We start from the raw sequence: 24,084 nt of genomic DNA, 5'->3' as shown, positions 1-24,084 counted from the left end.
CCAGCCATGCCCATCGGCACCCCCAGCGTTCCCTACCGCCTGCCCGGCAGCCAGTACGAGCGCTGGGTTGACATCTACACCCGCCTCGGCGTGGAGCGGATCCTCTTCCTCGGCTCGGAAGTGAATGACGCCGTGGCCAATGCGCTGGTCGCCCAGATGCTCTACCTCGACTCCGAGGACAACTCCAAGCCGATCTACGTGTACATCAATTCGCCGGGAGGATCGGTGACGGCGGGTCTGGCCATCTACGACACGATGCAGTACGTCAAGAGTGACGTGGTGACCATCTGTGTGGGTCTGGCCGCCTCCATGGGGGCCTTCCTGCTGGGGGCTGGCACCAAGGGCAAGCGGCTGGCTCTGCCCCACAGCCGGATCATGATCCACCAGCCGCTCGGGGGCACCAGCCAGCGCCAGGCCAGCGACATCGCCATCGAGGCGAAGGAGATCCTGCGGATCAAGGACATGCTCAACCACAGCATGGCCGACATGACTGGCCAGAACTTCGAAAAGATCCAGAAGGACACCGATCGCGACTACTTCCTCAGCGCCGCCGAGGCCAAGGAGTACGGCCTGATCGATCGGGTGATCGCCCACCCCAGCGAGGCCTGAGCCGGCCGGCCGGCGGCCCTTGCGTAAGCTCGAACACTGCTCCCCGCCCTCAGCTTCAGCCCGGATGGCCCAGCTCTTCTACGACTCCGATGCCGATCTCAGCCTGCTGGCGGGCAAGACGGTGGCCATCATCGGCTACGGCTCCCAGGGCCATGCCCACGCCCTGAACCTCAAGGACAGCGGCGTGGCCGTGGTGGTGGGCCTCTACGAGGGCAGCCGTTCCGCCGAAAAGGCGAGGGCCGATGGCCTCGAGGTGCTCAGCGTGGCCGCTGCCTGCGCCAAGGCCGACTGGATCATGGTGCTGCTGCCCGATGAGATCCAGAAGGCGATCTACGAGGCGGAGATTGCTCCCCACCTCAGCGCCGGCAAGGTGCTGAGCTTCGCCCATGGCTTCAACATCCGCTTCGGGCTGATCCAGCCCCCGGCCGAGGTGGACGTGGTGATGATCGCCCCGAAGGGTCCCGGCCACACCGTGCGCTGGGAATACCAGAACGGCATGGGTGTGCCGGCCCTGTTTGCGGTGCAGCAGGACGCCAGCGGCAACGCCCGTGCCCTGGCCATGGCCTACGCCAAGGGCATCGGCGGCACCCGCGCCGGCATCCTCGAAACCAACTTCAAGGAGGAAACCGAAACCGACCTGTTCGGCGAGCAGGCCGTGCTCTGCGGTGGCCTCAGCGAACTGGTGAAGGCAGGCTTTGAAACCCTGGTGGAGGCGGGCTATCAGCCCGAGCTGGCCTATTTCGAGTGCCTGCACGAGGTGAAGCTGATCGTGGATCTGATGGTGAAGGGCGGCCTCACCGCCATGCGCGATTCGATCTCCAACACCGCCGAATACGGCGACTATGTGAGCGGCCCGCGCCTGATCACCGCCGCCACCAAGGCCGAGATGAAGCGCATCCTGGCCGACATCCAGGACGGCACCTTCGCCCGCAACTTCGTGGCCGAGTGCGAGGCCGGCAAGCCCGAGATGGCCAAGATCCGCCAGCGGGACGCCGAGCATCCGATCGAGCAGGTGGGCACAGGTCTGCGGGCCATGTTCTCCTGGCTCAAGGCAGCCTGATTCCCCCCTCCCTGCTCTGGGGCAGCACCCAGGCAGGGGGCAGCCTCACCCTGGCTTCCACGGCCTGGCTGGTGAGCGGGCTCAGCCCCTCACCGCTGCTCAACAGCCTGCTGCCGGCCCTCGGCACCCTGCCGGCCCTGCTGCCGCTGCGGCGTCGTGCCTGGGCCTATGCCCTGCAGCTGCTGGCGGTGCTGGCACTGCTGGCGGTGGCAGCGGCCCAGGCGCTGCAGTGGCTGCCTGCGCCGTTGCTGCTGGCGGCATCGCTGCTGGCCGTGCTGCTGTTCGCCCTCGGCGCTGAACTCTCCGGGCTGCCCCTGCAGCGGCGACTGCTGCGCCAGCCGGGCAGCTCGATCGAGCAGCTGCGGCGCGGCTCCGACCTGGGCTCCCTGGTGGGCTATCTGCTCACGGCCCTGCTGTTCCCGGCAGCCCTGCAGTTCGGGCCGGCCCTGCTGCTGTTGCTGCCACTGGGGCTGCTGCTGGCCGTGCGGGGCCGGGGCACGGGCCCCGCGGTCGCCGAGGGTGAGCTCCCGAAGGCTCCGGCTCAGACCATCCCCTTCAGCCGGCTCTGCGCACTGCAGGGCCTGCTCTTCGGGGGTCTGTTCGCCCTGTTACCCCTGTGGGTGCGGGCGGTGGGCGAGGGCGACTGCTTTGATTTCGCCATGCTGCTGGCGGCCTACGGGCTCGGCCGGGGCTTCACGGGACTGCTGCCGCCCCTGAACGGGCCGCTGCGCTACGGCCTGATGGCGGTCCTGCTGGGGACGGCCCAGCTGGTTCCGGGCTGGAGCGCGGTGCTGCTGTTCCTGCCCCTGGGGGGGCTGGCCGCGGCCAGTGATGCCGCCCTGGTGGGAGCCCTGGGCCCCCTGGGAGACGCCCCCCTGCGCTGGACGGTGCTGCAGCGCTCCGGGGCGGTGGGCGGCCTGGCCGGCAGCCTCGGCATGGGTCTGCTGAGCCAGCTGCTCGGCCTCGGCCTGGCCCTGCCGCTGCAGCTGCTGGCCTTCGCGGCGCTGGCCTGGCCCCTGGGCCGCTGCCGCTGATCCCGTTGATCCCGTTGATCCCGCCGATCCCACTTTCACGCTGATGCCGCTGCTGCTGGTGTTGCAGGTGCTCACGGCCGCCCTGCTCGATCGCGGCTTGGGCGATCCCCAGCGCTGGCTCCATCCGGTGCAGGTGATGGGCTGGGGCATTGCCCGGCTGCGACGGCTGGCCGAGGGCTGGGCCGCCGGCCGCCCCGGCCGGCTGCGCCTGGCCGGGGCGGCGATCACGCTGCTGGTGGTGGGGCTCAGCGGTGCTGCCGGCTGGCTGCTGGAGCGCTGGGCGGACCAGAGCGCCCTGGGGGTGGCGGTGCTGGTGGTGGGGCTGGCCAGCGCCCTGGCCGGCCGCAGCCTCGAGGAGGCCGTGAACGGGGTGCTGGCGCTGCTGCCGGAGGCGGATCCGGAGCCGGCCCGGCGGCAGCTGGGGCGCATCGTGGGCCGCGACACCGACCAGCTCAGCAGGGAGGAGATCCTGCGCGCCCTGGCAGAAACCGCCAGTGAGAACGCCGTGGACGGCCTGTTCGCGCCCCTGTTCTGGATGCTGGCCGGGGCGGTTCTGAGCCCGTTGGCACCGGTCCTGCCTGGTCCTCTGGCCCTGGCCTGGAGCTTCAAGGCGGCCAGCACCCTGGATTCGATGCTGGGCTACCGCCGCGGCAGCCTGGCCTGGCTGGGCACGGCCGGAGCCCGGCTCGACGACCTGCTGGTGTGGCTGCCCTGCCGCCTGGTGGCCGTGAGCCTGCCGCTCGCCGCCGGCCAGGAGCTGGCGGGAGCCTGGCGGGGGCTGGAGCTCGCCCTGCGGGATGGGGCGCCCGATCCCTCGCCGAATGCTGGGGTGTCCCAGGCGGCCTATGCCCACGCCGTGGGGGTGCAGCTGGGGGGCAGCAACCGCTATGGCGGCTGCCTGCGCCGCAAACCGCTACTGGCGCAGGGCCGGCCGGCAGCGGATGCCGCTGCTGTGCGGCGCATGCTGCGGCTGTCGCTGCGGCTGCAAGCGCTCTGGCTGGCCGCAGCCCTTCTGGTGGCGGGGCTGCCGCCTTTCATCACGAAAGCTCTCAGCTGATTGCCCGGATGGACGGATCCTGCCGAAGCTGCGGGCACGTCCCAGGGCCCATGCCGATTCGCGACCTCCTTGAAGAAGCCCTCCAGGAGCCGGACATCGGGACCACAGCCTGCTTCCGGTGGCATGCCACACCCGTGGGCATCGCCGCGCTCTGGCACGCCGGCACCGCACCCTCGGCCCCGCCCTATGAGGACGCCCTCAAGGAGGCCCTGCAGGTGGGGCTCGACCTCAGCCGCGAGGAGCGGGAATTTCACCAGATCAGCTCAGGACTGGTGCTGCTGTTTCATTCCTGAGGCAGCGGCGGTGGCTGGCGGCGAGACCGGAGCCGGAACGCCGAACACCGGTGCCCATTCGTGCAGGGTCCAGCTCACACATCCCTGCTCGATCAGGGGATCGTGGCGCACCAGCCGGGAGGCCTCATCCCACGACCCGGCCCAGAACAGCAGCATGCCGCCGGCACCCTCAGCACCACGGCGGTCGGCCCAGTAGCCACTCACGGGGCGATGGCCCTGGGCTTCGAGCTCAGCCAACCAGGCCAGATGCAACGGCACCACCGCATCGAACTGGGCCTTGTCCACCAGACCCTCCTCCAGCTTCACAAACCAGGGCATCGCTCCGCCCACCTGCGACTTCGGGCACTCTGCTACCCCTGAGCCCCAGCGGAGGCGTCACTCCACACTCGCCTGGCTGCGCAGACCTTCCAGCAGATCGGCCAGCAGAGACGTCATCTCAACGGGCAAGGGCACGGCGGGTTCAGCATCGGCGGCCAGCACCACCACCGCGCAGGTGTCCATCAGCCTGGAGGCCTCCTGGGCACTGAGGGCCATCAGAAACTGACCGTCGTACTGGGTGATGCGCATCGCCCTCGACGAGCAACCTGGCCATCCAGACGCTAGGGCGTTCAGCAGGAGGCCGCCACGAAAGCGGCGACCCACCAGAGCCCACCCCGGGACGGGCCTGATCCTGAGAGAGCCCGTTCACGCTCTGTAATACAATCTTTCACGAAGACGTTCCTCTGGGCGGGCACCCTCTTGGGTACCGCCTTTTTTCTTGCCTGGTGCTGGGGCGCCGTTGGGCACGCCCAGCGGTGCTGGCTCAGGGGGTTGGTGGGGCTGCCTTGAACAGCAGCAGCGTGCGCCCCTGTCCGTCCTGGAGCAGCAGGTTGCGCTTGTCGATGCTCCAGCGGCGCACCTGGCCCAGCGCCTCCATGTAGCGCTGCTCCATGGCCATCAGTGCAGCTGGGCAGGCCATCTTGGTGCTGGCCAGCTCGGAAAAGCGGAGTTGCTCGCCCTCGAGCTGGAAGCCGCCGATGAGCCGGTTGCAGCCGCCGCTGCCACTCACCCGGTCGGCGTCGGCATCGAGCCGCAGCTCAGGGCCATCCCCATCCTGCAGGGCCTGCAGCCTCCAGAGCGTGCCCCTCAGGCTGGGCCCGGGCGCTGGGGCAGCCGCAGGCATGGCGGCGCCATCGGTCTTCGGGCAGCCCTCGCCGGGGTGCACCCCCACGAAACGCTCCACCACCAGGGTGCGCCGCAGCCCCTGACCGGGCTCGGCGGAGGGGCGCTGGCTGATCAGGCCCTCCAGATTCACCAGCAGCGGCTGGCCGGCCGATCCCCCCGCCTGGGCCCCCAGGTAGGCCCGCTCCAGCGCCAGATAGTCGGCCTCCATCGACACCGGCAGGCGCGCGCCGGTGGCACAGAGCCGGATGCTGGCGGCATCGGCCAGGTAGCGGAACATCCCCTGCAGATGGAGGCGGGGCTCAATCGGCTCCGCTGCCGGCAGCCGCATCAGGCGATCGTTCAGGGATGAGCGGATCGGCTCACCCTGCAGGTCGAGCTTGCGCAGGGCGGCACCGCCGTCGATGGGTTGCAGCAGCACGGGTGCTTCCCGGCCGCCCCGCAGCACCAGGCGAGGCCCCTGCGGCTCCAGGCGCCAGCGGCCGATGTCATCAAAGCTGTTGGGGGCAGGGCGATCCAGAAAAGTCTGGCGCAGCTGGAAGCTGCCATCGCTGAACAGGTCCACCTGCCAGCGGCTGCGGCCGCTGGCGGCGGGCAGATCGCCGCGCCAGCTGGCCGGCAGACGGCCGAGGGCTGCCTGCGCGGATGGCTGGCGGCCCGTGGGGCTCAGATCACCCTCGCTGTAGGGGATGGAGAAACGAAAAGGCGGCTGGCCGGCGGGCTCCAGGCGCACCCGGCCCAGCAGCGTGGCGGGGGCATCGGCCCGGGCGATGTCCTCGATCACCACCTCAAACACCGCATCAGGAGGCAGGGCGATCCGCTCCCGGTCACTGGCCGTGCCCGAGAGCGTGCCGGCTTGGGCGGGGGCCTGCAGCACCAGCGCCGCCGTGAGGATCCCTCCAACCAGGCAAACAGGGCTGTGATGCTTCATGGCCAGGCTGATGGACAACGGGGTCTCGGAGCGGAGCCTGGAAGTCGGGCGGGAAACGGAGAGGGTGGGATTCGAACCCACGGAAGGTTGCCCTTCAAACGATTTCGAGTCGTTCGCTTTCGACCACTCAGCCACCTCTCCAGCCAGGAGCCCGAAGCTCCGGCCACGAGTTTACGGACCGCTCAGCCCCAGCCCTGCTGCAGCCAGCCCCGCGGGCCGCTGGCGCTCCAGCCGGCGGGGCATCGGCCGGCCCGCCGCCGCTCAGCCAGATGGCTCCCCGGCTGGCGGCGGTCACGGCCTGGCGCTCGGGCCGCCGCGGCAGCACCCCCAGCCAGATGCCGTCCCAGCCTTGGCTTCGGTGGCCCGCCAGGCCCTGAGGGCCTGGCGGTCGGGTAGCAGCAGCCAGCGCCGCTGCCCCAGTACGAGGCTGATGGCCCGGCTGTCGGCGCTGAGGGGCTCGGCCACCAGCCCTGGGCTGCCCAGCCACTGGCCAGGCTGCAGCGGCAGGCTGCCATCGGCACTGGCCAGCACCAGCCCCGCCTGGGCCTGCCAGCAGGCGGGCTCGGCCGGGGCCACGGGATCCAGCAGCAGAGCCCAGTCCAGGCGGGGGATGCCGAAACCGGTGGCGAGCTGGCGGGCCTGACGGCAACTGAAGCCATCGGCCTGGAGGCTCACCAGCGCCGCCCGGCCCTGGTGGCGGGCCAGCAGCAGGTCGCGGTGGCCCTGGTGCACCAGCACGAGCTGGTCGGCCCGCAGCAGGGCCAGGTGGCCCAGGCCGCCAGCAGCAGCAGCGCCGGCGCCGGCCGCGGCCCAGCCGCGGCAGACCGGCGGGGCCCGGCACACTCAGCCCCAGCAGACCTGCGGCGAGCAGCAGCACCAGCAGGGGCTCCGGCCTGCCCAGCTGCCACTGGGCCATGGGCAGCGCCGCGAAGCCCTTCACCACGATCACCAGCAGGCCAGAGCACCAGGCCACCGGCGGCAACAGCAGGCCGAGCAGGGGAGGCACCAGCACCGCCACCAGGGCCAGGGCCATCGCCCCCAGGGTGAGGGGGGTGAGCAGCGGCGCCGCCACCAGATTGGCCGGCACGGCGTAGAGGGGCACCACGCCGAAGTGGAACAGCTGCAGCGGCAGGGTCCAGAGCGAGGCGGCGAGGGGCACGGCGCTGGCGGCGGCGAGCCAGCCCGGGCACCAGGGCGGCAGCCGGCGGCGCAGGCCCTGCTCCAGGGGAGAGGCGCAGACCACGAGGGCGGCCGTGGCCACCACGCTGAGCTGGAAGCCCACATCGGCCAGCCACTCGGGCCGCCACAGCAACAGAATCAGGGCACTGGCCATCAGGATCCCGAAGGGCCGCCCGCGGCCGCCGCTCTCCAGCACCGCCAGGGCCAGGCCGCCCATCAGCACGGCCCGCAGCACCGAGGGCTGCGGGCCGGCCAGCAGCACGAACAGCAGCATGGCCGCGCCAGCCAGCCCCAGCCGCGGCCAGCGCGGCAGCCGGCGCCCCAGGGGGAGCACCGCTCCCAGCAGCACGCTGAGATGGAAGCCGGAGGCGGCCAGGGCATGGGAGAGTCCCGCGGCGCGGAAGGCCTCCTTGAGCTCCAGCGGCAGGGGCACCCGGGCGCTGCCGAGCACGAGGGCCGCCAGCAGCCCGCCCCGCTCCGCTCCCGCGCCCGCCAGCAGCCGCTGGGCCAGCTGGCGGCGCAGGTCGGCCAGGGGAGTGGGGGGACGGGCGAGCACCGTTGGCCTGCTCCACCTGCAGCTGGGTGGCCGCCCCCTGGCGCCGCAGCCGCTCCGCCGGCCCGGCCAGCAGCGGGTGGGGAGCCGGCTGAGGTTGTCTGAGCCGGCCACGGGCCTCGACGCGCCAGCCCTGCTGCAGGCCGCCGCAGGAGGCCAGGCGCAGCTCGGTGCGCCCCTGGGGCAGCTGCAGCAGGGCCCGGCAGGTCCCATCCGGCCCCGTCGGCTGGGGATCACTGAGCAGGGTGCCGCGCAGGGTCACGACCAGTGGAGCGCCGCCACCAGCCCCTGGGGCATCGAGCTGCCACACCGGATCCCCGGGGGCCGCCGGGGGCGGCGTGAGCGACACCCACAGGGCCCGCAGCAGCACCAGCGCCACCAGGGCCGCCCAGACGATCCGCCGCCGCCTGGGGCGCGACCGCGATGGTGGCACTGGCACGGGCTCTCGCAGCGGGCCTGAGGGCAATCCCATGGCCCCAGCGTTGCCACAGCAGCGTCATGCCCTCTGCTGCCCCCGGGCCAACCCTCAGCTGCCGGGCAGCCGCAGCAGCAGGTCGCACAGCTGCTCGCTGGGGAGCTCCCTCTGCAGCAAGGGTTCCACCAGGGCGGCCAGAGGCCGCAGCCGGCAGGGCCAGATCTGGCGCTCGCTGCTGCGCCCCAGCTGGAAACTGCCCAGCAGCAGCACCGCCAGCAGCAGGCGCCGACGCAGGTGCGTCACGCCACGGGCTGCGGGGCCTGGGCCTCGAGCCAGGCCCGGCGCCGCTCGGGGCTGAGCAGCGGGAAGCCCAGCGCCGTGCGCTCCGCCAGCCAGGCCTCGGCCACCTGGCGGGCCAGCACGCGGATGCGGCCGATCGTGGCCGTGCGCTCGGTCACCGAGATCACGCCGCGGGCCTCCAGCAGGTTGAAGGTGTGGCTGCACTTGAGCACGTAATCCAGCGCCGGGGCCGGCAGGCCCCGCTCCACCAGATCACCGGCCTCGGCCTCGTAGAGGGCGAACAGCTGCTGCAGCCGCTCGGGGTTGGAGGCCTCGAAGTTGTAGGTGCACTGGCCCTTCTCGAAGGGCAGCCAGATGTCGCCGTAGCTGCGCACGCCGTTCCAGGAGAGATCCCAGATGCTCTCCACGTCCTGCAGATACATGGCCAGACGCTCGAGGCCATAGGTGATCTCGATCGACACCGGCCGGCAGTCGAGCCCGCCGCACTGCTGGAAGTAGGTGAACTGGGTCACCTCCATGCCATCGAGCCAAACCTCCCAGCCCACGCCCCAGGCGCCGAGGGTGGGGGATTCCCAGTTGTCCTCCACGAAGCGGATGTCGTGGTCGGCGGCGCGGATGCCCAGGGTCTCCAGGGAGGCCAGGTAGGTCTCCTGGATGGCATCGGGCGACGGCTTGATCAGCACCTGGTACTGGAAGTAGTGCTGGGCCCGGTTGGGGTTGTCGCCGTAGCGGCCGTCGGTGGGGCGGCGGCAGGGCTCCGGGTAGGCCACGGCCCAGGGCTCGGGCCCGATCGCCCGCAGCACCGTGTGGGGACTCATCGTGCCGGCGCCCTTCTCGGTGTCGTAGGGCTGCAGGATCAGACAGCCCTGCTCAGCCCAGAAGCGGTTGAGGGTGCTGATGATGTCCTGGAAGTGCATCGGGGCCTGGTGCCCGGCGGAGGGGGCAGAGAGGGAAGGGGCTTGGCCAGCGAACCGGCGCCGAACAACGTTGCCATGGCACAGCACCCTCTGGAGGCGGCGCCAGCCCCGGCAGCCATTTGACAAGGGCAGGCCGGAGCTCGACAGTGAGCCGACCAGATCGGCCCTGAGCGTTGAAGTTCGTCGTCGGCACCCACCACAAGACCGGCTCGAAATTCTTCAGCAAAGCCCTCAAAACCCTGAAGCGCCTCACGGACCTACGGCTCTGGCTCGACACCAAGCACAATCAGCGCCAGCTGCGCCTGCCGGAGCAGTGGGATTGCTATTTCCAGAACAACTGCCACTGGCGCCTCAATCTCGACGCTCTTGACTTCAGGGGAATCCACAGCACCCGCAACCCGGCCCGGTTGATTCTCTCCTCGGTGCGCTACCACCTCAGAACAGACGAGCGCTGGGCACATAAGCCGCAGCAGGAATTTTCTGGCCTCACCTATGCCGAAAAACTCAGATCCCTGAACTCACTGGACGACCAGATCTGCTTTGAGATCGAGCATGTGGCCGGCCGCACGATCCGCCGCATGCTGGAGGTGAACGCCGATCCGCGCTTCCTGCCTGTGGATCTCGATCGCATCTCCAGCGACCCCGAAATGGACGACCTGAAGACCAGCCACCGCTTCTGCGGCCTGCAGCGCTGGTTTGCACTGACACCTGGCTGGAGGCCTGCCCAGCCATCTGATCTCCAGCCCCGCTGACCTGGCCGAGAGCCTGGAGCTGTTCGGCCCCGGGGCCCGGCGACCCACTCAGGCCTGCAGCTCCAGCAGGCCCATCAATCCAGCCGCCAGGGGACGGTGATGCACCCGGCGGAAGCCGAGCCGGCGGGCCAGGCGCTCCTGCTCGGCGCCTGTGGGCAAGCGGGCCAGGCTGGGCTCGAGGTAGGCGTAGTGCTCCTCCAGGCCGGCCAGCCTGGCGGCCGGCACCACCAGGCCACGCAGGCAGAGCTTCTGCAGGCCCGCCGTGAGCCGCCCCTGCAGGCCAGCGCCATCCGGGCGGTTGAAATCCAGCACGGCGGCCCGGCCGCCGGGCCGCAGCAGGCGCCGCACCTCCGCCAGCCCCGCGGCGGGATCTGCCAGGTTGCGCAGCCCGTAGGCCATGGCCACGCCCGCCGCCATCCCGTCCGGCAGACCACTGGCCAGGGCATCACCCTGGCGCCACTCCAGGACCAGCCAGGGGGCGCGGGCGGAACGGCGGGCCGCCAGCTGCAGCGGCGCCGCGGCGGCATCCAGACCGATCACCCTGCCGGCAGGGCGCACCCTTGAGGCCAGCACCAGGGCCAGATCACCCGTGCCGCAGCAGAGATCGAGCAGGGTCTGACCCGGACGCGGGCTCAGCCAGGCGATCGCCTGGCGCTTCCACACCCGGTGCAGGCCGAGGCTGAGCAGGTCGTTGAGGAGGTCATAGCGCGGGGCAATCTGCTCGAACAGGCTCTGCACCTGCTGCGGCTGCCCCGGCTCAAAGCTGCCCATCCCAGGGGAACACCAGTGAATCCGGCAGCATCTCAGGCAGTGACACGGCGTCGAGGCTGACGCCACCAGGCGGCGACGACTCCAGACTCAGCACCGGCAGCCGCTGGGGGGCCGTCACCATGATCACCGTCACGGTGGCCAGGCCCACGGCGGCGGAGCACACCATGCAGCCGGCCAGCATCAGGGAGAACTCCTGGCGGTCATTGGCGGCCTGCATCAGCTGCAGCGCCCAGGCCACCAGGGCCACCACGGCCACCAGCATCACCAGCGGCAGCACGGTGGCGTAGGGGGGTGGCAAGGGGTGGAAGAACATCTCTGGCGCTGGCCTGCCGTGGAGGGAAGCACGAGCGGGACGCCACGCCATCTTCCTTAACCAAAGTAACAAGCCGTTACGTCCCGGCGTGACGATGTAGCAGGGGCCTGATCGGCAGGCCCCTGGCCAGCAGATCGGTCTTGATCGCCTCCATGCTGAGAATACCGTCGTGGAGCAGGGAGGCCAGCAGGGCCGCCGAGGCGCCGCCGCCGCCTGGCCCGTCCGACAGCGCCGCAGCGATGTGGTCGAGACAGCCGGCCCCGCCGGAGGCGATCACGGGCACCGCCACCGCCTCGCCCACGGCGCGGGTGAGGGGCAGGTCGTAGCCGGCCTGGGTGCCGTCCCCATCCATCGAGGTGAGCAGGATCTCGCCGGCCCCCAGGGCCACCACCCGCCGCGCCCAGGCCAGGGCATCGAGCCCGGTGTTCTCGCGGCCCCCCTTCACGTACACATCCCAGCCCGGCGGCTCGCCGCCGCCGCGGCGGCGAGCATCGATCGCCACCACGATGCACTGCACCCCGAAGCGCTCGGCGCCGCGGCTCACCAGCTCGGGATCGCGCACGGCGGCGGAATTGAGGCTCACCTTGTCGGCGCCGGCCCGCAGCAGGGCCGTGATCCCCTCCACGCTGGCGATGCCGCCGCCCACGGTGAACGGGATCGTCACCGCCTCGGCGGTGCGCTGCACCAGCTCCACCAGGGTGGAGCGGCCCTGGTGGCTGGCGGCGATGTCGAGGAACACGAGCTCATCGGCACCGGCGGCGCTGTAGCGGCAGGCCAGCTCCACGGGGTCGCCGGCATCGCGCAGACCGACGAAATTGATGCCCTTCACCACCCGGCCATCGGCCACGTCGAGGCAGGGAATGATGCGCTTGGCAACCATGGCGGAGGGGCAGGCCGGTGGGTGCGCACCATGCTGGGCCAGTGCAGCCTCAGGGCAGCGGTCCAACGGCTCTTCGCTGTTAAGGTTGCTGGACTTTGACTGTCTCGACGGCGATGGTGCAGGCAGCCCCGATCACGATCGGCTCCAAGGTGCGCGTGCTGCGTGTGCGTGATCGCATCCCCGCCGTTCTGGTCGAGGCCCTCAAGAGTGACCCCACCGGAACCGTGACCGGCTTCCGCACCGTGGATGGCCAGGGCATCGGCCTGGTGGTGGATCTCGGCGCCGGCCAGAGCGCCTGGTTCTTCGACGATGAAGTCACCCTCGCCTGAAACCGGCCTTGACCAACAGCCCAAACCCTGAGGCCCCAAGGGGTTCGGCAGCCCGTCAGCTGCTGGGCATGAAGGGTGCCGGCGGCAGCAGCAGCATCTGGAAGATCCGGCTGCAGCTGATGAAGCCGGTCACCTGGATTCCCCTGATCTGGGGCGTGCTATGCGGCGCGGCCGCTTCGGGCCAGTTCAGCTGGACCCTGCCGAACGTGGCCGCTTCAATCGCCTGCATGCTGATGAGTGGCCCGCTGCTGGCGGGCTACACCCAGACGATCAACGACTACTACGACCGCGACATCGACGCAATCAACGAGCCCTACCGGCCCATTCCCTCCGGCGCCATTCCCCTGCCCCAGGTGAAGCTTCAGATCTGGGTGCTGCTGCTGGCAGGCCTGGCCGTGGCCTGGGGGCTGGACCGCTGGGCCGGCCACACCACGCCTGTGTTGCTGCTGCTGGCCCTGGGGGGCTCCTTCGTCAGCTTCATCTATTCAGCCCCGCCCCTGAAGCTCAAGCAGAACGGCTGGCTCGGCAACTACGCCCTGGGCGCCAGCTACATCGCCCTGCCCTGGTGGGCTGGACAGGCCCTGTTCGGCCACCTCACCTGGACCACCGCCCTGCTCACCCTGGCCTACTCCCTGGCCGGCCTCGGCATTGCCGTGGTGAACGACTTCAAGAGCGTGGAGGGCGACCGGGCCCTGGGGCTGCAATCCCTGCCTGTGGTGTTCGGCATCACCGGCGCGAGCTGGATCAGCGCCGCCATGATTGATGTGTTCCAGCTGGCCATGGTGGCGGTGCTGATCGCCATCGGCCAGCACTTCGCCGCCGTGCTGCTGGTGTTGCTGATCGTGCCCCAGATCACCTTTCAGGATGTGTGGCTGCTGCGCGATCCGGTGGCGTTCGATGTGAAGTATCAGGCCAGCGCCCAGCCTTTCCTGGTGCTGGGCATGTTGGTCACAGCCCTGGCCATCGGCCACAGCGCCCTGGTGGCATGAGGTGAGCACCGCCGTTCCTGCCAAAGCGCGCCAGCCCCGCCGTAGGGGAGGCAGCAAGCGCAACCTGGTGATCATCGCCGCAGTGGCGACCAGCCTCGGTTCTGGGGTGGCCGTGGGCCAGGCGGCGCTGGTGGCCAGCTTCGACAGCCTGCTTCCGGATGCCCGCGGCATCAACCACTTCAACCGGCCCGGCACCCTCACCATCCTGGCGGCCGATGGCCAGGTGGTGCACAAGGTGGGGCCGGTGTCACGGGAGAAGCTCTCCGCCAGCTCGATCCCGCCCCTGGTGGAGCAGGCCTTCGTGGCGGCGGAAGACCGTCGCTTCTACCAGCACGAGGGCATCGACCCCACCGGCATCGCCCGGGCCATGGTGCGCAACATCTCGCGCGGCTCGGTGGAGGAGGGAGCCAGCACGATCACCCAGCAGCTGGCCCGCACCGTGTTCCTCAGCCAGGACCGCACCATCGCCCGCAAGCTGAAGGAAGCGGCCCTGGCCAGCAAGCTCGAGCGCCAGCTCAGCAAACGCCAGATCCTCACCGAGTATCTGAATCTGGTGTATCTGGGCTCCAGCGCCTACGGGGTGGCGGATGCGGCCTGGATCTACTTCTCCAAGGCTCCCAGCGACCTCAACCTGGCGGAGGCCGCCCTGATCGCCGGGCTGCCCCCCGCCCCCTCGGTGTACTCGCCGCTGGTGAACCCCGATCTGGCCCTGCAACGCCGGGCGATCGTGCTGCGCCGCATGCGCGAGGAGGGCTACATCACGCTGGCCCAGCAGATGGAGGCCGAGGGCTCACCCCTGGCCCTCAAACCGGCCGACCCCAAATACTGGGTGAGCCAGGCCCCCTTCTTCAGCACCTGGGTGGAACAGGAGCTCACCGAGGTGCTCACCCCCGAGCAGCTGGAGGTGGGCGGGGTGACGGTGCGCAGCAGCGTCAATCTCGACTGGCAGGAGCAGGCCCAGAAGGCGATCACGGCATCCACCCCCGGCGGCCTGGAGGGGGCCCTGGTGGCCATGGAGCCCGGCACCGGGCTGGTGCGGGCCATGGTGGGCGGCCGCGACTACGAAGAAAGCCAGTTCAACCGGGCCACCCAGGCCCTGCGCTCCACCGGCTCCACGTTCAAGCTGTTCGTGTATCTCACAGCCCTCAAGGAGGGCATGCGACCGGAGCGCACGGTGGTGGACCGCAGGCGCTGTTTTGCCGGCTATTGCCCCAAGAACTTCAGCAAGGGCTTCCTGGGCAAGATCACGATGGTGCGAGCCTTCCAGAACTCGGTGAACACCGTGGCGGTGGGGCTGCTGCAGGAGGTGGGCTTCGACAAGGTGATCGCCATGGCCCGCAGCCTGGGCATCACCCAGCCCCTGGGCAAGTTCTATCCCCTCGCCCTGGGCGCGGAGGAGGACAGGGTGCTCGACATGACCGCCGCCTATGCCGCCATCAACAACCGGGGCGTGTTTGTGAAGCCCACCCCGTTCGAGGAGATCCTCGGCCCCGATGGTGAACTGCTCTGGAGCCGCCGCACCGACGGGGACCCCGGCCGCAGGGCCGTGGACAGCACGATCGCCGATGCGATGACCTGGATGCTGCAGCAGGTGGTGCGCGGTGGCACCGGCGGCCCCGCCTCCCTCGGCCGGCACCCCGTGGCCGGCAAGACCGGAACCTCGGAAGGGGGCCGCGACCTCTGGTTCATCGGCTCGATCCCCCAGCTCACCACCGGCGTGTGGCTCGGCTACGACAACAGCCGCGAGACCAAGAGCACCAGCGTGGTGGCCGCCTATGCCTGGCGGCGCTTCATGGGCGCGATCAGCAAAGACCTGCCGGTGCAGGCGTTCCCGCCCAAACCCGCCCTCGCTGACACCTTCAAGAAGCCCGCCAAACCCACCAAGCCGGCCCGGCCGACCAGCCCGCGCCAGGCCCCCAGGTCCGATGCGCCGCCGGAGCGTGCCCCCAGGAATGAGGCCCCGCAAGATCCCGCCTCCACGGGCGAACCGGAATCGTCCTGGACCCCGCCGCCCCGCTCGGCCGAACCACCGGCCCGCCCGGCAGCACATCCAGCACCAGCCGCCGCACCAAGGCCTGCCCCCGCCCCTTCTCCAGCTCCGGCGCCCGCTCCAGCCCGAGCCCCCAGCAGCGGCGCTACGCCTGCACCAGCCCCGGTGGCTGCGCCTGCACCAGCGCCCGCCCCGGCTCCTGCGCCGCCGCCACCGCCGCCACCACCACCGGCCCCCGCACCGCCACCGCCGCCCTGAGGCCCTTCAGCGCTACCCCCCTGGTGCCCGCAACAGGGCGGCAAAGAAGCCATCGCCGCCGCCGGGCCGGGGCCAGGCCTGCCACTGCCGCAGCAGCTCCCAGCCGGGATGGGCCGCCAGCAGGGCCTTCACCTGCTCGTCGTTCTCGGCCGGATGCACGGTGCAGGTGGCGTACACCAGTTGGCCGCCGGGCCGCAACAGCGGCAGCACCCCCTCCAGCAGGGCCCGCTGCAGCCGCACCAGCTCCGGGATCGCGGCGGGCTGCAGCCGCCAGCGGGCATCGGCGTGGCGGGCCAGGGTGCCCAGCCCCGAACAGGGGGCGTCCACGAGGATGCGATCAAAGTGGCCCAACCAGTCGGGACGCACCACCGCCAGCTCGGCCGCATCGGCCGCCAGGCTGCTGACACAGCCCAGACCCAGCCGGGCGGCATTGCGCTCCAGCCGCTGCAAGCGCGCCGCGGAGCGGTCGATGGCCCACACCTCGCCCCGATCCCCGATCCGCTCCGCCATCTGGGTGCACTTGCCGCCAGGGGCGGCACAGGCATCGAGCAGCCGCTCGCCGGGCTGGGGATCGAGCAGGGCCACCACCTGCTGGGCGGTGCGGTCCTGCACGCTCCAGTGGCCCTGCTGAAACCCGGGCAGGCGGCGCAGATCCCCCACCCGCCCCTCCAGGGCCAGGCCGTCATCGTTCCCTGGCAGCACCGCCGCCGCCAGCCCCGCCGATTCCAGGGCCTCAAGCAGGGCGTCGCGGCTGCAGCGTAGGGGGTTCACCCGCAGGTCGAGGCCAGGGGGCTGGTTGGCCGCCAGGGCAAAGGCCTCGGCCTGCTCGGGCGGCAGCCACTGCAGCAGCAGCTCAGCCAGCCACACGGGCAGCGACTGGCGCAGGGCGAGGCTGGCGGCCGCCCCGGCAGGCAGCTCCAGGCCGCTCCAGGGCTCCAGCTCCAGGCCGGGCCCGCCGGCTCCAGCGCTGCTGGCGAGCCCGGCCCGGCGGCGCAACAGCTGGCGGAGCATGCCATTGGCCACCGGCGCCAGGCGGGCCAGGCCACCCCGCTTGGCCAGCTCCACGGTGGTGCTCACCGCCGCTGAGGCCGGCACCCGCCCACTGAACAGCAGCTGGTAGAGCCCCAGGTGCAGCAGCCAGCGCAGCTTGGGCGGCTGGCGCAGGGCCGGCACCCGTCCGAGGCCATCGAGCCAGGCATCGAGCAGCAGCCGCTGGCGGATGGCGCCGTAGGCCAGCTCGGTGGCGAGGGCTCGGTCCACCCCCTCCAGGCTGCTGCGCTGCAGCGCCCGCTCCAGGGCCACATCGGCGTAGGCGCCGCCGCCCACGGCCAGCAGCACCTCCCAGGCCAGCCGCCGCGACGCCAGACCGGCCGCCGCTGGGGAGTCGGAGCGGGCGGCTCGATCGGCGGCGTCAGCCGGGACAGCGGAGACGGGCTCAGGCAAGCAGGGGTGGGTCGAGGGGGGGCACCCACAGATAGCGCCCCAGGGGCAGACGGCCTTCCCCGTCCACCGGGATGCCCTCGGCCAGCAGCAGCTGCCGCTGGATCCAGTCGCTCCCCTCCCGGCTGGGGTTGAAGCTGATCCGCCCCTGGGCGTTCACCACCCGGTGCCAGGGCAGCTCGGAGGGCAGGGGCAGCCGGCGCAGGGCCCAGCCCACCTGGCGGGCGCAGCCGTAGGCACCGATCGACTCGGCGATGTGGCCGTAGGTGGCGAGGCGCCCTTGCGGGATGCGGGCCACGGCGGCGTAGACGCGCTGGTCGAAGCTGGGAGCCTCCATGCCGCCATCGTGCCCATGCCGCTGCTGCCCCGCCGCTTCGAGCGCCTCAAGGCTGTGCTGAATCACCGCATGGCCGACCTCACGGTGCTGCTGGAGGAGGTGCACAAACCCCACAACCTCTCGGCGATCCTGCGCAGCTGCGATGCGGTGGGGGTGCTGGAGGCCCACGCGGTGTGCCTGGAGGGGCGCCTGCCCCTGTTCAACACCACGGCCCAGGGCAGCCAGAAATGGGTGCCGCTGCAGCGCCACGCCAGCGCCGCCGATGGCCTGCAGACCCTGCGGCAGCAGGGCTTCCGCCTCTACGGCACCCACCTCAGCGCCACGGCGGTGGACTACCGCAGCTGCGACTTCACCGGCCCCACCGCCTTCGTGCTGGGGGCCGAGAAGTGGGGGCTGAGCCCGGCGGCGATTGCCCTGGTGGACCAGGCGATCATGATTCCGATGAGCGGCATGGTGCAGTCGCTGAATGTGAGCGTGGCCACGGCCACGCTGCTGTTCGAGGCCCTGCGCCAGCGCCAGGCCGCCGGGCTGCTGCCCAGCCAGGGCGAGGGGGTGGGGCCGGAGCGCTACGGGCGGCTGCTGTTCGAATGGGCCTACCCGGAGGTGGCCGCCTGGTGCCGCCAGCAGGGCCGGCCCTATCCCCCCCTCGATGCCGAAGGCGCCATCAGCGAAGCCCTGCCCCGCACGGTGCGGCTGCGCTACTAGGCGGCTGGCATGCAGCGGCTTCAGGTTCAGCCGTCACAGCCTCCGAGAGGCCTCTGAGCACAACCGATCTGGGCAGAATTGTGATCTCGGAACGTCACTGATCACGCACCAGAGAGTTGACAACAAATCACTTCGTGCTAGGTTCGAAATAACGGACGCAACGTTCGCTTCCGACTTAACAGTCACATCCAGCTCGTCTCTCTGCGCTTGCCAACAGCTCTGGCAATGACGCGTTGACAGTGGATTTGGGAAGCACGTCTCCCCTCAGCCTTCACGCCTTGTGGCGCTGCTCTGGTGTTTCCTTCCAGACACTCCCCAACAGGAGAGAGCAGGGGCGCATCCGTTGTTGCACTTCAGGAACCATCCATGACCCCCACCAACACCACGATGCAGGCCAGCCGCAGCGAGCTGGATCAGCGCCTTGCCGATGAGCAGCTCCGCCAGGCAATCCTCGACAAGAAGCAGGCCCAGATCGAAGCCTGGTCTGCCCAGATCGACCAGCTGCAGCAGGGCCTGCAGAACGCCGCCGAAAGCGTGCGCGCCGAAACCGAGAAGCGGCTCGCCGAACTGCGCCAGGCCCGCGACCAGGCCCAGGTCCAGCTGGAGAGCCTCCAGCTGGCCACCAAGGACAGCTGGGACTCCCTGCTGCAGCAAAGCGACAGCTTCTTCCAGGACCTTGCTGGGCGTTTCCACGAGTTCGTGAGCAGCCAGAGCTGAGCAGGCCGTCGTGCCCTGTCCAGCTGTTCCGCTTTCCTCACGATGACGTTGACCCCCACATCCACACCCACAACCACCCGCCCGACCCAGACCGATCGGCACACCCCGCTGTTCGATCTCAGCCAGGCCCTGCCGATCGCCTCCAGCGCCGACAGCCCCGCCGCCCTCACTGAGGCCATGCTGCCCAGAATCAGGGACTCTTTCTGGTTGCTGGTCTCCAGCAATTCAGTGATCGAGGCCCAGCACGCCCAGGCGGTGAGCATGATCCTGGAACGGGCCATCCCCAGCGGTGTCTCGGTGGCCCTCGATCTGGACTGGCAACCGCAACGCTGGGGCCTGCCGCCCCAGGCGCCGCCGAGCGCCGAGGTGCTGCGGCGTGTCCAGCCGCTGGCCTGGAGTGCTCAGCTGATCCGTTGCAGCCGTGAGGAGGCCGAGGCCTTTTTCGGCAGCGCGGATCCGGTGCGGGTGCATCGCCACGACAGCCTCCCCCAGCGGCCCGCTGTGCTGATCCGCGCTGACAGCGGCGCTCTCGATTGGTGCATCGGCGGACGCCAGGGCAGTCTGGAGGCCTCGATGCTGCAGGACCACGACCTGTTCCTGACCCGGCTGCTTGACAACCTCTCCAGCCACCCCGAGCTGTTGGGGAATGCCGGCCCGGGCCTCGACGCCGTGGCCGACCCGGATGGCATGGCGGAACAGCTGCTCAGCGCCGCCCTGGCTGGCTCTGCACCCCTCAGCGACGGCTGAGACGGGCTGCATCGCCGCTCGAGAGGCGGCGGCTGCCGGCACTGGGCAGCCACAGGGCCACCCCCAGGGCCAGCAGTTCCAGGGGGATCTGGCGCCCGCCCAGCAGCACCACCGCCACCGACACCACCGCCAGCATTCGCTGCAGCAGGCTCCAGACGTCGTCGCGATCGGCGCTGCCACTGAACCAGAGCGTCGCGGCGAGGCTGAGCAGCACCAGATCCAACCACCAGGGCATCGCCAGCGCCCGACCCGGGCCACGTGAGAGATCCCATTCTGATGCCGGTGGGCGATCGGCGCTGCGGCGAGCTGGGCCTCAGCGCGCCGCGCGGCCGGTCTGGGCGTTGCCGCTCAGCCAGCTCTCCAGGCCCTCCCCCAGAAACGACAGCCCCAGCACCAGCACGAACATGGCCAGGCCGGGGTAGAGGGCGGTCCACCAGATACCGGTGGGCAGGGCCGTGAGGGCCTGCTGCAGGTCGCCGCCCCACTCGGGAATGGTCTCCGGCAGGCCGAGCCCCAGAAAGCCCAGACCCCCCAGCACCAGCACGGCATCGGCGGCATTGAGCGTGAGCAGCACCGGCACCGAGGTGATCACGTTGCGGAACAGGTAGTTGCGCAGGATCCAGGCGGGTCCGGCGCCCAGCGAGCGGGCCGCCTCCACGTAGAGCTCGGCCTTCACCTGGGCCGTCTGGTTGCGCACCACGCGGAAGTACTGGGGGATGTACACCACGCAGAGGGCGGCGGCGGCATTGGGCAGGCCGCGCCCCAGCAGGAAGGCCAGCACCACCGAGAGCAGCAGCACCGGCAGGGTGTAGAGGGTGTCCATCAGCAGCACCAGCAGCCGGTCCACCCAGCCGCCCAGATAGCCGCTCACCATGCCGAGGGGCACCCCCACGATCAACGCCACCACCAGGGCCAGAGCCACCACCTGCAGGGCCACGCCGCTGGCCGAGAGGGTGCGCACGCACACGTCCCGGCCGAGCCGGTCGGTGCCGCACCAGTGGGCCGGCGACGGCGGGGCGTAGATGGGGTTCTGCAAGCCGGCGTTTGGATCCGGTAGCCAGCCGAGCTGCACCAGCAACGGCGTGAGCACGGCCACCAGGACATAGGTGAGCACGATCACCACCCCCCAGCGGGCCATGCGGGCCGAGAGGGTGGTGGGTTGCCAGCGGAACGGCACTCAGGCGCGGATCGGGTGGGCCCATTCAACCCCCGCCCCCCCTGGCCCGCTTGCGCGGCGGCTCCTGACTAACAGACTTCAACTCCTCAGGCTTCAACTCAACACCCAGAGTTGAGACTCATGCTCAGGGCAGACCGAGCCGCTGACTGGCGAAGCGTGATTAGCTCCACGGATGAGGCAACAGCCTCAAAAGTCTTTGCTGCCAGAGCTGCAACCGCTTGATCCGCTGTCTCTGGCAGCCCCATGGTCACGCTGAAAGACGGTCCTCAGGGAGTCCTTCGTCACAGTGACTTGGCAAACGCGCCGTGCGTGTCAACACTGAATGACGTTCGTGCTACCTGAAGCAGATCCTCACCATGACCACGTCCCTTCAGCCCAGGTTCCTGGCCCAGCGCTCCCTGATCCAGGTTCTTAGCAGTGCAAACAAAAAACACAAAGGCCTGAAAACCGGCTTCACCCTGATGGAGCTGTTGATTGTTGTGATCATCATCGGCGTACTGTCAGCGATTGCGATTCCAGCCTTCCTCAACCAGCAAGGCAGAGCCCGCATCAACGCGGCCCAGATAGCTGTCATGGATATGGCGCGAGCCTGCACGGCAGCCCAGGTGACGGGTGAACAGGCTGACTTAGTGATTCCTGCAAACATCACCGGCGGCCCCTGTCCTGCCGCAGGAACCCAGGTTGACTTCACAGCAAGCGTAGCTGACTTCAACCTGACCACAGCACCTGTCGCCACGGTCACATCAGCTGGTGCGACAAGTCTCACAACCTGCGCAGCTGCAAGTGGCTGGACGGCAGGAACCGCACCTTCGTGCAATCCCACCCGGAGCTGACGCCAACCGGATCGGCCTTCAGGTTTGCCACCGAAGTTGACCCATGATGTGGCCTGAAACGTTCGACTCCAATCGACGTTTCAGGCTGTTGTGCATCTAAGTTCGCAAGCCTCCGGCGAGGGTTGCCGCATCCGTCTTGATCGTGCCAGCAGGCGATGAGATCATGGGACTGCGTCGCTCCCGCGGCTGATCGCCTGGATCACCTGATGGCCGCCGAGCCGATCCAGCCGCACCTGCACCACCCCCTGCTGCGACACCGCCGCTAATCCCGCGCCCGGCGGCAGGGCATCGATCAGCACCCGGGTCTGGGGAGCAGCGGAGGTGAGGGCTCCCAGGCGGTCGTAGGCGGGGCCGCAGCGCCACACCACCTCTCCGCGCCAGATCGGATCTCTGGCGGGGCCGCGGGCGTAGGTGATCGTGCCGGCGGTGGAGTGGAGCTGCAGCACCAGCTGCCGCCCGGCCGTGGCGCAGCTGCCGGCCAGGCCGGCCTGGATCTCCCCGCCCAGCCGCACCTCCCTGGCCTGCTGCAGCTCGGCGCGGATCAGCTGCACGGCCCGGGCGCTGCTCTGACGCTCCCGCAGCAGCCGGGCCAGCTTCTGGCCGTGGCGGCCCTCGCTGAGCAGCAGCTGCAGCATCAGGGCGCTGAGCACCGAGCCCAGCAGCAGCGTGAGTGAGAGATCCACCAGGGAGAACCCCCCGGCCAAGCGGCGGGCGAGCGGGTTCAGGCGGCAGCGGCGGCGCAGGACCATGGCTCAGACTCAGAGGCTGGCGTCTGGCAGGCAGGCGTCACTGGCCAGGGCGCCGGGATCGCCGTGGTAGCGGCCCACCCGCACAATCCCCAGCGGCGGAGACATCACCAGGCAGCGGCGCAGGTCGGTGCCGGCGCTGCCGATCACCACGGTGCCGCCATCGATCGCCAGGCCATTGGCCGTGAAGCGCAGCTGCGAGGGCAGAGTGTGGTGGAGCCGCAGGCTGCTGTCGCCCTCCAGCACCCGGGCCTCCAGGCCCTCCTCCCCGTGCAGGGGCAGATCCAGGGGCTGGCGGCGATCCTCGGCCCGCTCGCGGCTGTGCTCCAGCAAGGTGCCGAGCCGCCGGGCGGCGGACTCCACCTTCACCGCCGCCAGCTGGCGGCGGCCGCTGTCGATCACCAGGGCCGCCATCAGGCCCAGGAGGGTGAGCACCACCAGCGCCTCCGCCAGCGAAAAGCCGCCGCTGCTTCGGCAGGTTCTGCAACAGCGTGGCCGGCAGTGGCTCCTGATCACAGCTCCTCCGCCTCCGGGGCAGGGGCCCCTGCGTCGTGATCGGCGTTCTCACCGCCGCAGAGGCCGTAGGCGGCGGGATCGAGCTGGCGCTCGCGGCTGAGGCCCAGGCCTGGCAGCTCGGCCCTCACCAGGAATCGGCCCTCGTTGCCCGCCTGGCGCAGCGTCACCTGAACGGCGCTGCCCTCAAGGGCATCGGGCCGGGCGGTGGTGGTGGTGGGCAGCAACCCCGCGATCAGGCTGCAATCAGCCCGCAGCGGCTCCTCCGCCTGCTGCCTGCCCGCCCAGCTCTGCAACGTGGCCTCCACCGCCAGCAGCTCCTGATCGAGCTGCTGCAGGGCCTGCAGCTGGCGCTCCGAGCCCAGGCTCCAGCGGCTGGTGACACTCCACAGCTGCAGCGAGGAGCTGGCTGAGGCGGTGAACACCGCCGCCGATACGATCAGTTCCACCAGGCTCATGGGTTCGCCTCGGAGCTGGCCAGAGGGCAGGGCGGCAACGCCCCCGCGGCGCTGCGCAGCCCCAGATGCTGGAAGCCCCTCAGCCGCGGCGTGGGGCCAGGCCCCCAGCTCCACAGCAGCCTGGAGGCGGAGCGATAGGTGGCGCCGTCCTCCTCGATCTCCAGGAGCAAATGGGCCTCCAGCACAGGTGCCGGGGCCGGGGCCGCTGCGGGCGCCGCGGGTGGTTCCGCCTCCTGCGGGCAGTACTGCAGCAGGGTGTAGGAAGCGCTCTGCGGGGCTGGCTGGCTGGCCAGCAACGGCCCTCGCAGCAACGCTTCAACCTCCCCCGACTGGGCGCAGCCACCCGGCTGCTCGCTCTGCCACTGCCAGGCCGACACGGGCAGGGCAATCAGGCAGCGGTGGCGGCGTTGCAGGCTGCCGGCCACGGCCTGGGCGGCAGCCTGCAGACGGTCCTCCCGGGCCTGCAGGCGTTGGCGCACAACCAGCTGGCGACGCTCCTGCAGGGCCATGGCCTGCAGCGACAGGCTGCTCAGCACCAGAAACAGCGAGGCCGTGGAAGCCAACGGCAGCAGAAAACCGGCCGAGGCAGCCGCCCTGGGGGCGGGCTGCCATCGGCGGCT

At 70.4% G+C, this 24,084-nt stretch carries 31 protein-coding genes and 1 tRNA gene; 14 read left to right on the top strand and 18 right to left on the bottom strand.

What is annotated here, in order from left to right; translation table 11 throughout:
• Window positions 1–6 precede the first annotated feature (6 nt).
• The 5 genes from IQ220_RS00530 to IQ220_RS00510 all read left to right on the top strand — a co-directional run bounded on the left by IQ220_RS00530 (window position 7) and on the right by IQ220_RS00510 (window position 4,053).
• Entirely contained in the window at window positions 7–609 is a 603-nt protein-coding gene (locus tag IQ220_RS00530; protein WP_193912809.1) for an ATP-dependent Clp protease proteolytic subunit, read from the top strand.
• 64 nt (window positions 610–673) lie between these two features.
• On the top strand, window positions 674–1,669 hold the full coding sequence (gene ilvC / locus IQ220_RS00525) for a ketol-acid reductoisomerase (protein ID WP_186697092.1): 996 nt from the start codon (window positions 674–676) through the stop codon (window positions 1,667–1,669).
• A 71-nt stretch (window positions 1,670–1,740) separates the two neighbouring features.
• Window positions 1,741–2,703 (top strand): hypothetical protein, encoded by a 963-nt coding sequence (locus tag IQ220_RS00520; protein WP_370566288.1) that lies wholly within the window; start codon window positions 1,741–1,743, stop codon window positions 2,701–2,703.
• Window positions 2,704–2,746: 43 nt separating this feature from the next.
• Complete coding sequence (gene cbiB, locus IQ220_RS00515) at window positions 2,747–3,760, top strand: adenosylcobinamide-phosphate synthase CbiB (protein ID WP_193912807.1); 1,014 nt, start codon at window positions 2,747–2,749, stop codon at window positions 3,758–3,760.
• Between the two features lie 50 nt (window positions 3,761–3,810).
• A complete protein-coding gene (locus IQ220_RS00510; protein ID WP_186697094.1) occupies window positions 3,811–4,053 on the top strand; it encodes a hypothetical protein in 243 nt (80 codons plus the stop codon).
• Here the strand turns inward: IQ220_RS00510 and IQ220_RS00505 are convergent.
• The 5 genes from IQ220_RS00505 to IQ220_RS00485 all read right to left on the bottom strand — a co-directional run bounded on the left by IQ220_RS00505 (window position 4,024) and on the right by IQ220_RS00485 (window position 7,880).
• The gene (locus IQ220_RS00505) at window positions 4,024–4,371 is read right to left on the bottom strand and encodes a YciI family protein (protein ID WP_193912805.1); all 348 of its coding nucleotides are present in this window, start codon (window positions 4,369–4,371) and stop codon (window positions 4,024–4,026) included. The two genes, IQ220_RS00510 and IQ220_RS00505, sit on opposite strands and share 30 nt — an antisense overlap.
• Window positions 4,372–4,428: 57 nt before the next feature.
• Complete coding sequence (locus tag IQ220_RS00500) at window positions 4,429–4,620, bottom strand: hypothetical protein (RefSeq protein WP_193912803.1); 192 nt, start codon at window positions 4,618–4,620, stop codon at window positions 4,429–4,431.
• A 235-nt stretch (window positions 4,621–4,855) separates the two neighbouring features.
• A complete protein-coding gene (locus tag IQ220_RS00495) occupies window positions 4,856–6,145 on the bottom strand; it encodes an META domain-containing protein (RefSeq protein ID WP_193912801.1) in 1,290 nt (429 codons plus the stop codon).
• A gap of 56 nt (window positions 6,146–6,201) precedes the next feature.
• A tRNA-Ser gene (locus IQ220_RS00490) sits at window positions 6,202–6,286 on the bottom strand.
• Complete coding sequence (locus IQ220_RS00485; protein ID WP_370566287.1) at window positions 6,273–7,880, bottom strand: ComEC/Rec2 family competence protein; 1,608 nt, start codon at window positions 7,878–7,880, stop codon at window positions 6,273–6,275. The genes IQ220_RS00490 and IQ220_RS00485 overlap by 14 nt, the downstream gene beginning before the upstream one ends.
• A 94-nt stretch (window positions 7,881–7,974) precedes the next feature.
• Here IQ220_RS00485 and IQ220_RS15430 point away from each other — a divergent pair, with 94 nt between their 5' ends.
• Window positions 7,975–8,337, top strand: a complete 363-nt coding sequence (locus IQ220_RS15430; protein ID WP_228008851.1) for a hypothetical protein — start codon at window positions 7,975–7,977, stop codon at window positions 8,335–8,337.
• A gap of 66 nt (window positions 8,338–8,403) precedes the next feature.
• Here the strand turns inward: IQ220_RS15430 and IQ220_RS00480 are convergent, their stop codons facing one another.
• The gene (locus tag IQ220_RS00480; RefSeq protein ID WP_370566286.1) at window positions 8,404–8,595 is read right to left on the bottom strand and encodes a hypothetical protein; all 192 of its coding nucleotides are present in this window, start codon (window positions 8,593–8,595) and stop codon (window positions 8,404–8,406) included.
• Window positions 8,592–9,509: a glycine--tRNA ligase subunit alpha gene (glyQ, locus tag IQ220_RS00475; protein ID WP_193912800.1), complete on the bottom strand. Its 918-nt coding sequence runs from the start codon at window positions 9,507–9,509 to the stop codon at window positions 8,592–8,594. The genes IQ220_RS00480 and glyQ overlap by 4 nt, the downstream gene beginning before the upstream one ends.
• A gap of 173 nt (window positions 9,510–9,682) precedes the next feature.
• On the opposite strand from glyQ, the gene IQ220_RS00470 reads away from it, so the two are divergent.
• Entirely contained in the window at window positions 9,683–10,261 is a 579-nt protein-coding gene (locus tag IQ220_RS00470) for a hypothetical protein (protein ID WP_193912798.1), read from the top strand.
• Window positions 10,262–10,309: 48 nt separating this feature from the next.
• Here IQ220_RS00470 and ubiE read toward each other — a convergent pair whose 3' ends face one another.
• The 3 genes from ubiE to hisF form a co-directional block, all read right to left on the bottom strand.
• Window positions 10,310–11,032 carry a bifunctional demethylmenaquinone methyltransferase/2-methoxy-6-polyprenyl-1,4-benzoquinol methylase UbiE gene (gene ubiE, locus IQ220_RS00465; protein WP_193912796.1) on the bottom strand — a complete coding sequence of 241 codons (723 nt, stop codon included), beginning with the start codon at window positions 11,030–11,032 and terminating at the stop codon, window positions 10,310–10,312.
• Entirely contained in the window at window positions 11,019–11,345 is a 327-nt protein-coding gene (locus tag IQ220_RS00460) for a hypothetical protein (protein ID WP_186697103.1), read from the bottom strand. The genes ubiE and IQ220_RS00460 overlap by 14 nt, the downstream gene beginning before the upstream one ends.
• 76 nt (window positions 11,346–11,421) lie before the next feature.
• Window positions 11,422–12,225 (bottom strand): imidazole glycerol phosphate synthase subunit HisF, encoded by an 804-nt coding sequence (gene hisF, locus IQ220_RS00455; RefSeq protein WP_193912794.1) that lies wholly within the window; start codon window positions 12,223–12,225, stop codon window positions 11,422–11,424.
• 113 nt (window positions 12,226–12,338) lie between these two features.
• Here hisF and IQ220_RS00450 point away from each other — a divergent pair, with 113 nt between their 5' ends.
• From IQ220_RS00450 to IQ220_RS00440, 3 genes are read left to right on the top strand one after another with little or no spacing between them, the layout of a single operon-like run.
• On the top strand, window positions 12,339–12,554 hold the full coding sequence (locus IQ220_RS00450) for a DUF2862 domain-containing protein (RefSeq protein WP_193815085.1): 216 nt from the start codon (window positions 12,339–12,341) through the stop codon (window positions 12,552–12,554).
• Between the two features lie 8 nt (window positions 12,555–12,562).
• Window positions 12,563–13,543 carry a chlorophyll synthase ChlG gene (chlG, locus tag IQ220_RS00445; RefSeq protein ID WP_193815086.1) on the top strand — a complete coding sequence of 327 codons (981 nt, stop codon included), beginning with the start codon at window positions 12,563–12,565 and terminating at the stop codon, window positions 13,541–13,543.
• Window position 13,544: 1 nt separating this feature from the next.
• Window positions 13,545–15,791 carry a PBP1A family penicillin-binding protein gene (locus IQ220_RS00440; RefSeq protein WP_193912793.1) on the top strand — a complete coding sequence of 749 codons (2,247 nt, stop codon included), beginning with the start codon at window positions 13,545–13,547 and terminating at the stop codon, window positions 15,789–15,791.
• 12 nt (window positions 15,792–15,803) lie between these two features.
• Here IQ220_RS00440 and IQ220_RS00435 read toward each other — a convergent pair whose 3' ends face one another.
• On the bottom strand, window positions 15,804–17,234 hold the full coding sequence (locus IQ220_RS00435) for a 16S rRNA (cytosine(967)-C(5))-methyltransferase (RefSeq protein WP_193912791.1): 1,431 nt from the start codon (window positions 17,232–17,234) through the stop codon (window positions 15,804–15,806).
• Window positions 17,227–17,568 carry an MGMT family protein gene (locus IQ220_RS00430; protein WP_186697107.1) on the bottom strand — a complete coding sequence of 114 codons (342 nt, stop codon included), beginning with the start codon at window positions 17,566–17,568 and terminating at the stop codon, window positions 17,227–17,229. Before IQ220_RS00430 ends, IQ220_RS00435 begins: the two co-directional genes overlap by 8 nt.
• Before the next feature lie 15 nt (window positions 17,569–17,583).
• On the opposite strand from IQ220_RS00430, the gene trmH reads away from it, so the two are divergent.
• The 3 genes from trmH (at window position 17,584) to IQ220_RS00415 (ending at window position 19,737) form a co-directional block, all read left to right on the top strand.
• A complete protein-coding gene (gene trmH, locus IQ220_RS00425; protein WP_193912789.1) occupies window positions 17,584–18,273 on the top strand; it encodes a tRNA (guanosine(18)-2'-O)-methyltransferase TrmH in 690 nt (229 codons plus the stop codon).
• A 366-nt stretch (window positions 18,274–18,639) separates the two neighbouring features.
• The gene (locus tag IQ220_RS00420; protein ID WP_193912787.1) at window positions 18,640–18,990 is read left to right on the top strand and encodes a hypothetical protein; all 351 of its coding nucleotides are present in this window, start codon (window positions 18,640–18,642) and stop codon (window positions 18,988–18,990) included.
• Window positions 18,991–19,038: 48 nt separating this feature from the next.
• Window positions 19,039–19,737, top strand: a complete 699-nt coding sequence (locus IQ220_RS00415; protein WP_193912786.1) for a fructokinase — start codon at window positions 19,039–19,041, stop codon at window positions 19,735–19,737.
• On the opposite strand, the gene IQ220_RS00410 is transcribed toward IQ220_RS00415, so the two are convergent.
• Both IQ220_RS00410 and IQ220_RS00405 read right to left on the bottom strand, forming a co-directional pair.
• Window positions 19,724–19,972 (bottom strand): hypothetical protein, encoded by a 249-nt coding sequence (locus IQ220_RS00410; protein WP_193912784.1) that lies wholly within the window; start codon window positions 19,970–19,972, stop codon window positions 19,724–19,726. The genes IQ220_RS00415 and IQ220_RS00410 overlap by 14 nt on opposite strands.
• A 78-nt stretch (window positions 19,973–20,050) precedes the next feature.
• Entirely contained in the window at window positions 20,051–20,875 is an 825-nt protein-coding gene (locus IQ220_RS00405; protein WP_186700701.1) for an ABC transporter permease, read from the bottom strand.
• Between the two features lie 395 nt (window positions 20,876–21,270).
• On the opposite strand from IQ220_RS00405, the gene IQ220_RS00400 reads away from it, so the two are divergent.
• Complete coding sequence (locus tag IQ220_RS00400) at window positions 21,271–21,747, top strand: type IV pilin protein (RefSeq protein ID WP_193912782.1); 477 nt, start codon at window positions 21,271–21,273, stop codon at window positions 21,745–21,747.
• Between the two features lie 161 nt (window positions 21,748–21,908).
• On the opposite strand, the gene IQ220_RS00395 is transcribed toward IQ220_RS00400, so the two are convergent.
• The 4 genes from IQ220_RS00395 to IQ220_RS00380 are packed head-to-tail and all read right to left on the bottom strand — an operon-like array spanning window position 21,909 to window position 24,027.
• A complete protein-coding gene (locus IQ220_RS00395; protein WP_193912780.1) occupies window positions 21,909–22,496 on the bottom strand; it encodes a prepilin-type cleavage/methylation domain-containing protein in 588 nt (195 codons plus the stop codon).
• Window positions 22,497–22,505: 9 nt separating this feature from the next.
• Window positions 22,506–23,009, bottom strand: a complete 504-nt coding sequence (locus tag IQ220_RS16185) for a Tfp pilus assembly protein FimT/FimU (RefSeq protein ID WP_370566285.1) — start codon at window positions 23,007–23,009, stop codon at window positions 22,506–22,508.
• Entirely contained in the window at window positions 23,006–23,464 is a 459-nt protein-coding gene (locus IQ220_RS00385) for a hypothetical protein (RefSeq protein WP_193912777.1), read from the bottom strand. Before IQ220_RS00385 ends, IQ220_RS16185 begins: the two co-directional genes overlap by 4 nt.
• Window positions 23,461–24,027: a hypothetical protein gene (locus tag IQ220_RS00380; protein ID WP_193912775.1), complete on the bottom strand. Its 567-nt coding sequence runs from the start codon at window positions 24,025–24,027 to the stop codon at window positions 23,461–23,463. Before IQ220_RS00380 ends, IQ220_RS00385 begins: the two co-directional genes overlap by 4 nt.
• Between the last annotated feature and the right edge of the window lie 57 nt (window positions 24,028–24,084).

This window comes from Cyanobium sp. LEGE 06113, from assembly GCF_015207615.1.
This window is presented reverse-complemented; position numbering and strand designations above follow the sequence as displayed.

What these genes read in the sequence shown, in the direction of transcription:
- IQ220_RS00530 (WP_193912809.1), top strand. Translation starts at nt 7, where the DNA reads ATGCCCATCGGCACCCCCAGCGTTCCCTACCGCCTGCCCGGCAGCCAG.
- ilvC (WP_186697092.1), top strand. Translation starts at nt 674, where the DNA reads ATGGCCCAGCTCTTCTACGACTCCGATGCCGATCTCAGCCTGCTGGCG.
- cbiB (WP_193912807.1), top strand. Translation starts at nt 2,747, where the DNA reads ATGCCGCTGCTGCTGGTGTTGCAGGTGCTCACGGCCGCCCTGCTCGAT.
- IQ220_RS00510 (WP_186697094.1), top strand. Translation starts at nt 3,811, where the DNA reads ATGCCGATTCGCGACCTCCTTGAAGAAGCCCTCCAGGAGCCGGACATC.
- IQ220_RS00505 (WP_193912805.1), bottom strand. Translation starts at nt 4,371, where the DNA reads ATGCCCTGGTTTGTGAAGCTGGAGGAGGGTCTGGTGGACAAGGCCCAG.
- IQ220_RS00500 (WP_193912803.1), bottom strand. Translation starts at nt 4,620, where the DNA reads ATGCGCATCACCCAGTACGACGGTCAGTTTCTGATGGCCCTCAGTGCC.
- IQ220_RS00495 (WP_193912801.1), bottom strand. Translation starts at nt 6,145, where the DNA reads ATGAAGCATCACAGCCCTGTTTGCCTGGTTGGAGGGATCCTCACGGCG.
- glyQ (WP_193912800.1), bottom strand. Translation starts at nt 9,509, where the DNA reads ATGCACTTCCAGGACATCATCAGCACCCTCAACCGCTTCTGGGCTGAG.
- ubiE (WP_193912796.1), bottom strand. Translation starts at nt 11,032, where the DNA reads ATGGGCAGCTTTGAGCCGGGGCAGCCGCAGCAGGTGCAGAGCCTGTTC.
- IQ220_RS00460 (WP_186697103.1), bottom strand. Translation starts at nt 11,345, where the DNA reads ATGTTCTTCCACCCCTTGCCACCCCCCTACGCCACCGTGCTGCCGCTG.
- hisF (WP_193912794.1), bottom strand. Translation starts at nt 12,225, where the DNA reads ATGGTTGCCAAGCGCATCATTCCCTGCCTCGACGTGGCCGATGGCCGG.
- IQ220_RS00450 (WP_193815085.1), top strand. Translation starts at nt 12,339, where the DNA reads ATGGTGCAGGCAGCCCCGATCACGATCGGCTCCAAGGTGCGCGTGCTG.
- IQ220_RS00430 (WP_186697107.1), bottom strand. Translation starts at nt 17,568, where the DNA reads ATGGAGGCTCCCAGCTTCGACCAGCGCGTCTACGCCGCCGTGGCCCGC.
- trmH (WP_193912789.1), top strand. Translation starts at nt 17,584, where the DNA reads ATGCCGCTGCTGCCCCGCCGCTTCGAGCGCCTCAAGGCTGTGCTGAAT.
- IQ220_RS00420 (WP_193912787.1), top strand. Translation starts at nt 18,640, where the DNA reads ATGACCCCCACCAACACCACGATGCAGGCCAGCCGCAGCGAGCTGGAT.
- IQ220_RS00410 (WP_193912784.1), bottom strand. Translation starts at nt 19,972, where the DNA reads ATGCCCTGGTGGTTGGATCTGGTGCTGCTCAGCCTCGCCGCGACGCTC.
- IQ220_RS00405 (WP_186700701.1), bottom strand. Translation starts at nt 20,875, where the DNA reads ATGGCCCGCTGGGGGGTGGTGATCGTGCTCACCTATGTCCTGGTGGCC.
- IQ220_RS00400 (WP_193912782.1), top strand. Translation starts at nt 21,271, where the DNA reads ATGACCACGTCCCTTCAGCCCAGGTTCCTGGCCCAGCGCTCCCTGATC.
- IQ220_RS00395 (WP_193912780.1), bottom strand. Translation starts at nt 22,496, where the DNA reads ATGGTCCTGCGCCGCCGCTGCCGCCTGAACCCGCTCGCCCGCCGCTTG.
- IQ220_RS00385 (WP_193912777.1), bottom strand. Translation starts at nt 23,464, where the DNA reads ATGAGCCTGGTGGAACTGATCGTATCGGCGGCGGTGTTCACCGCCTCA.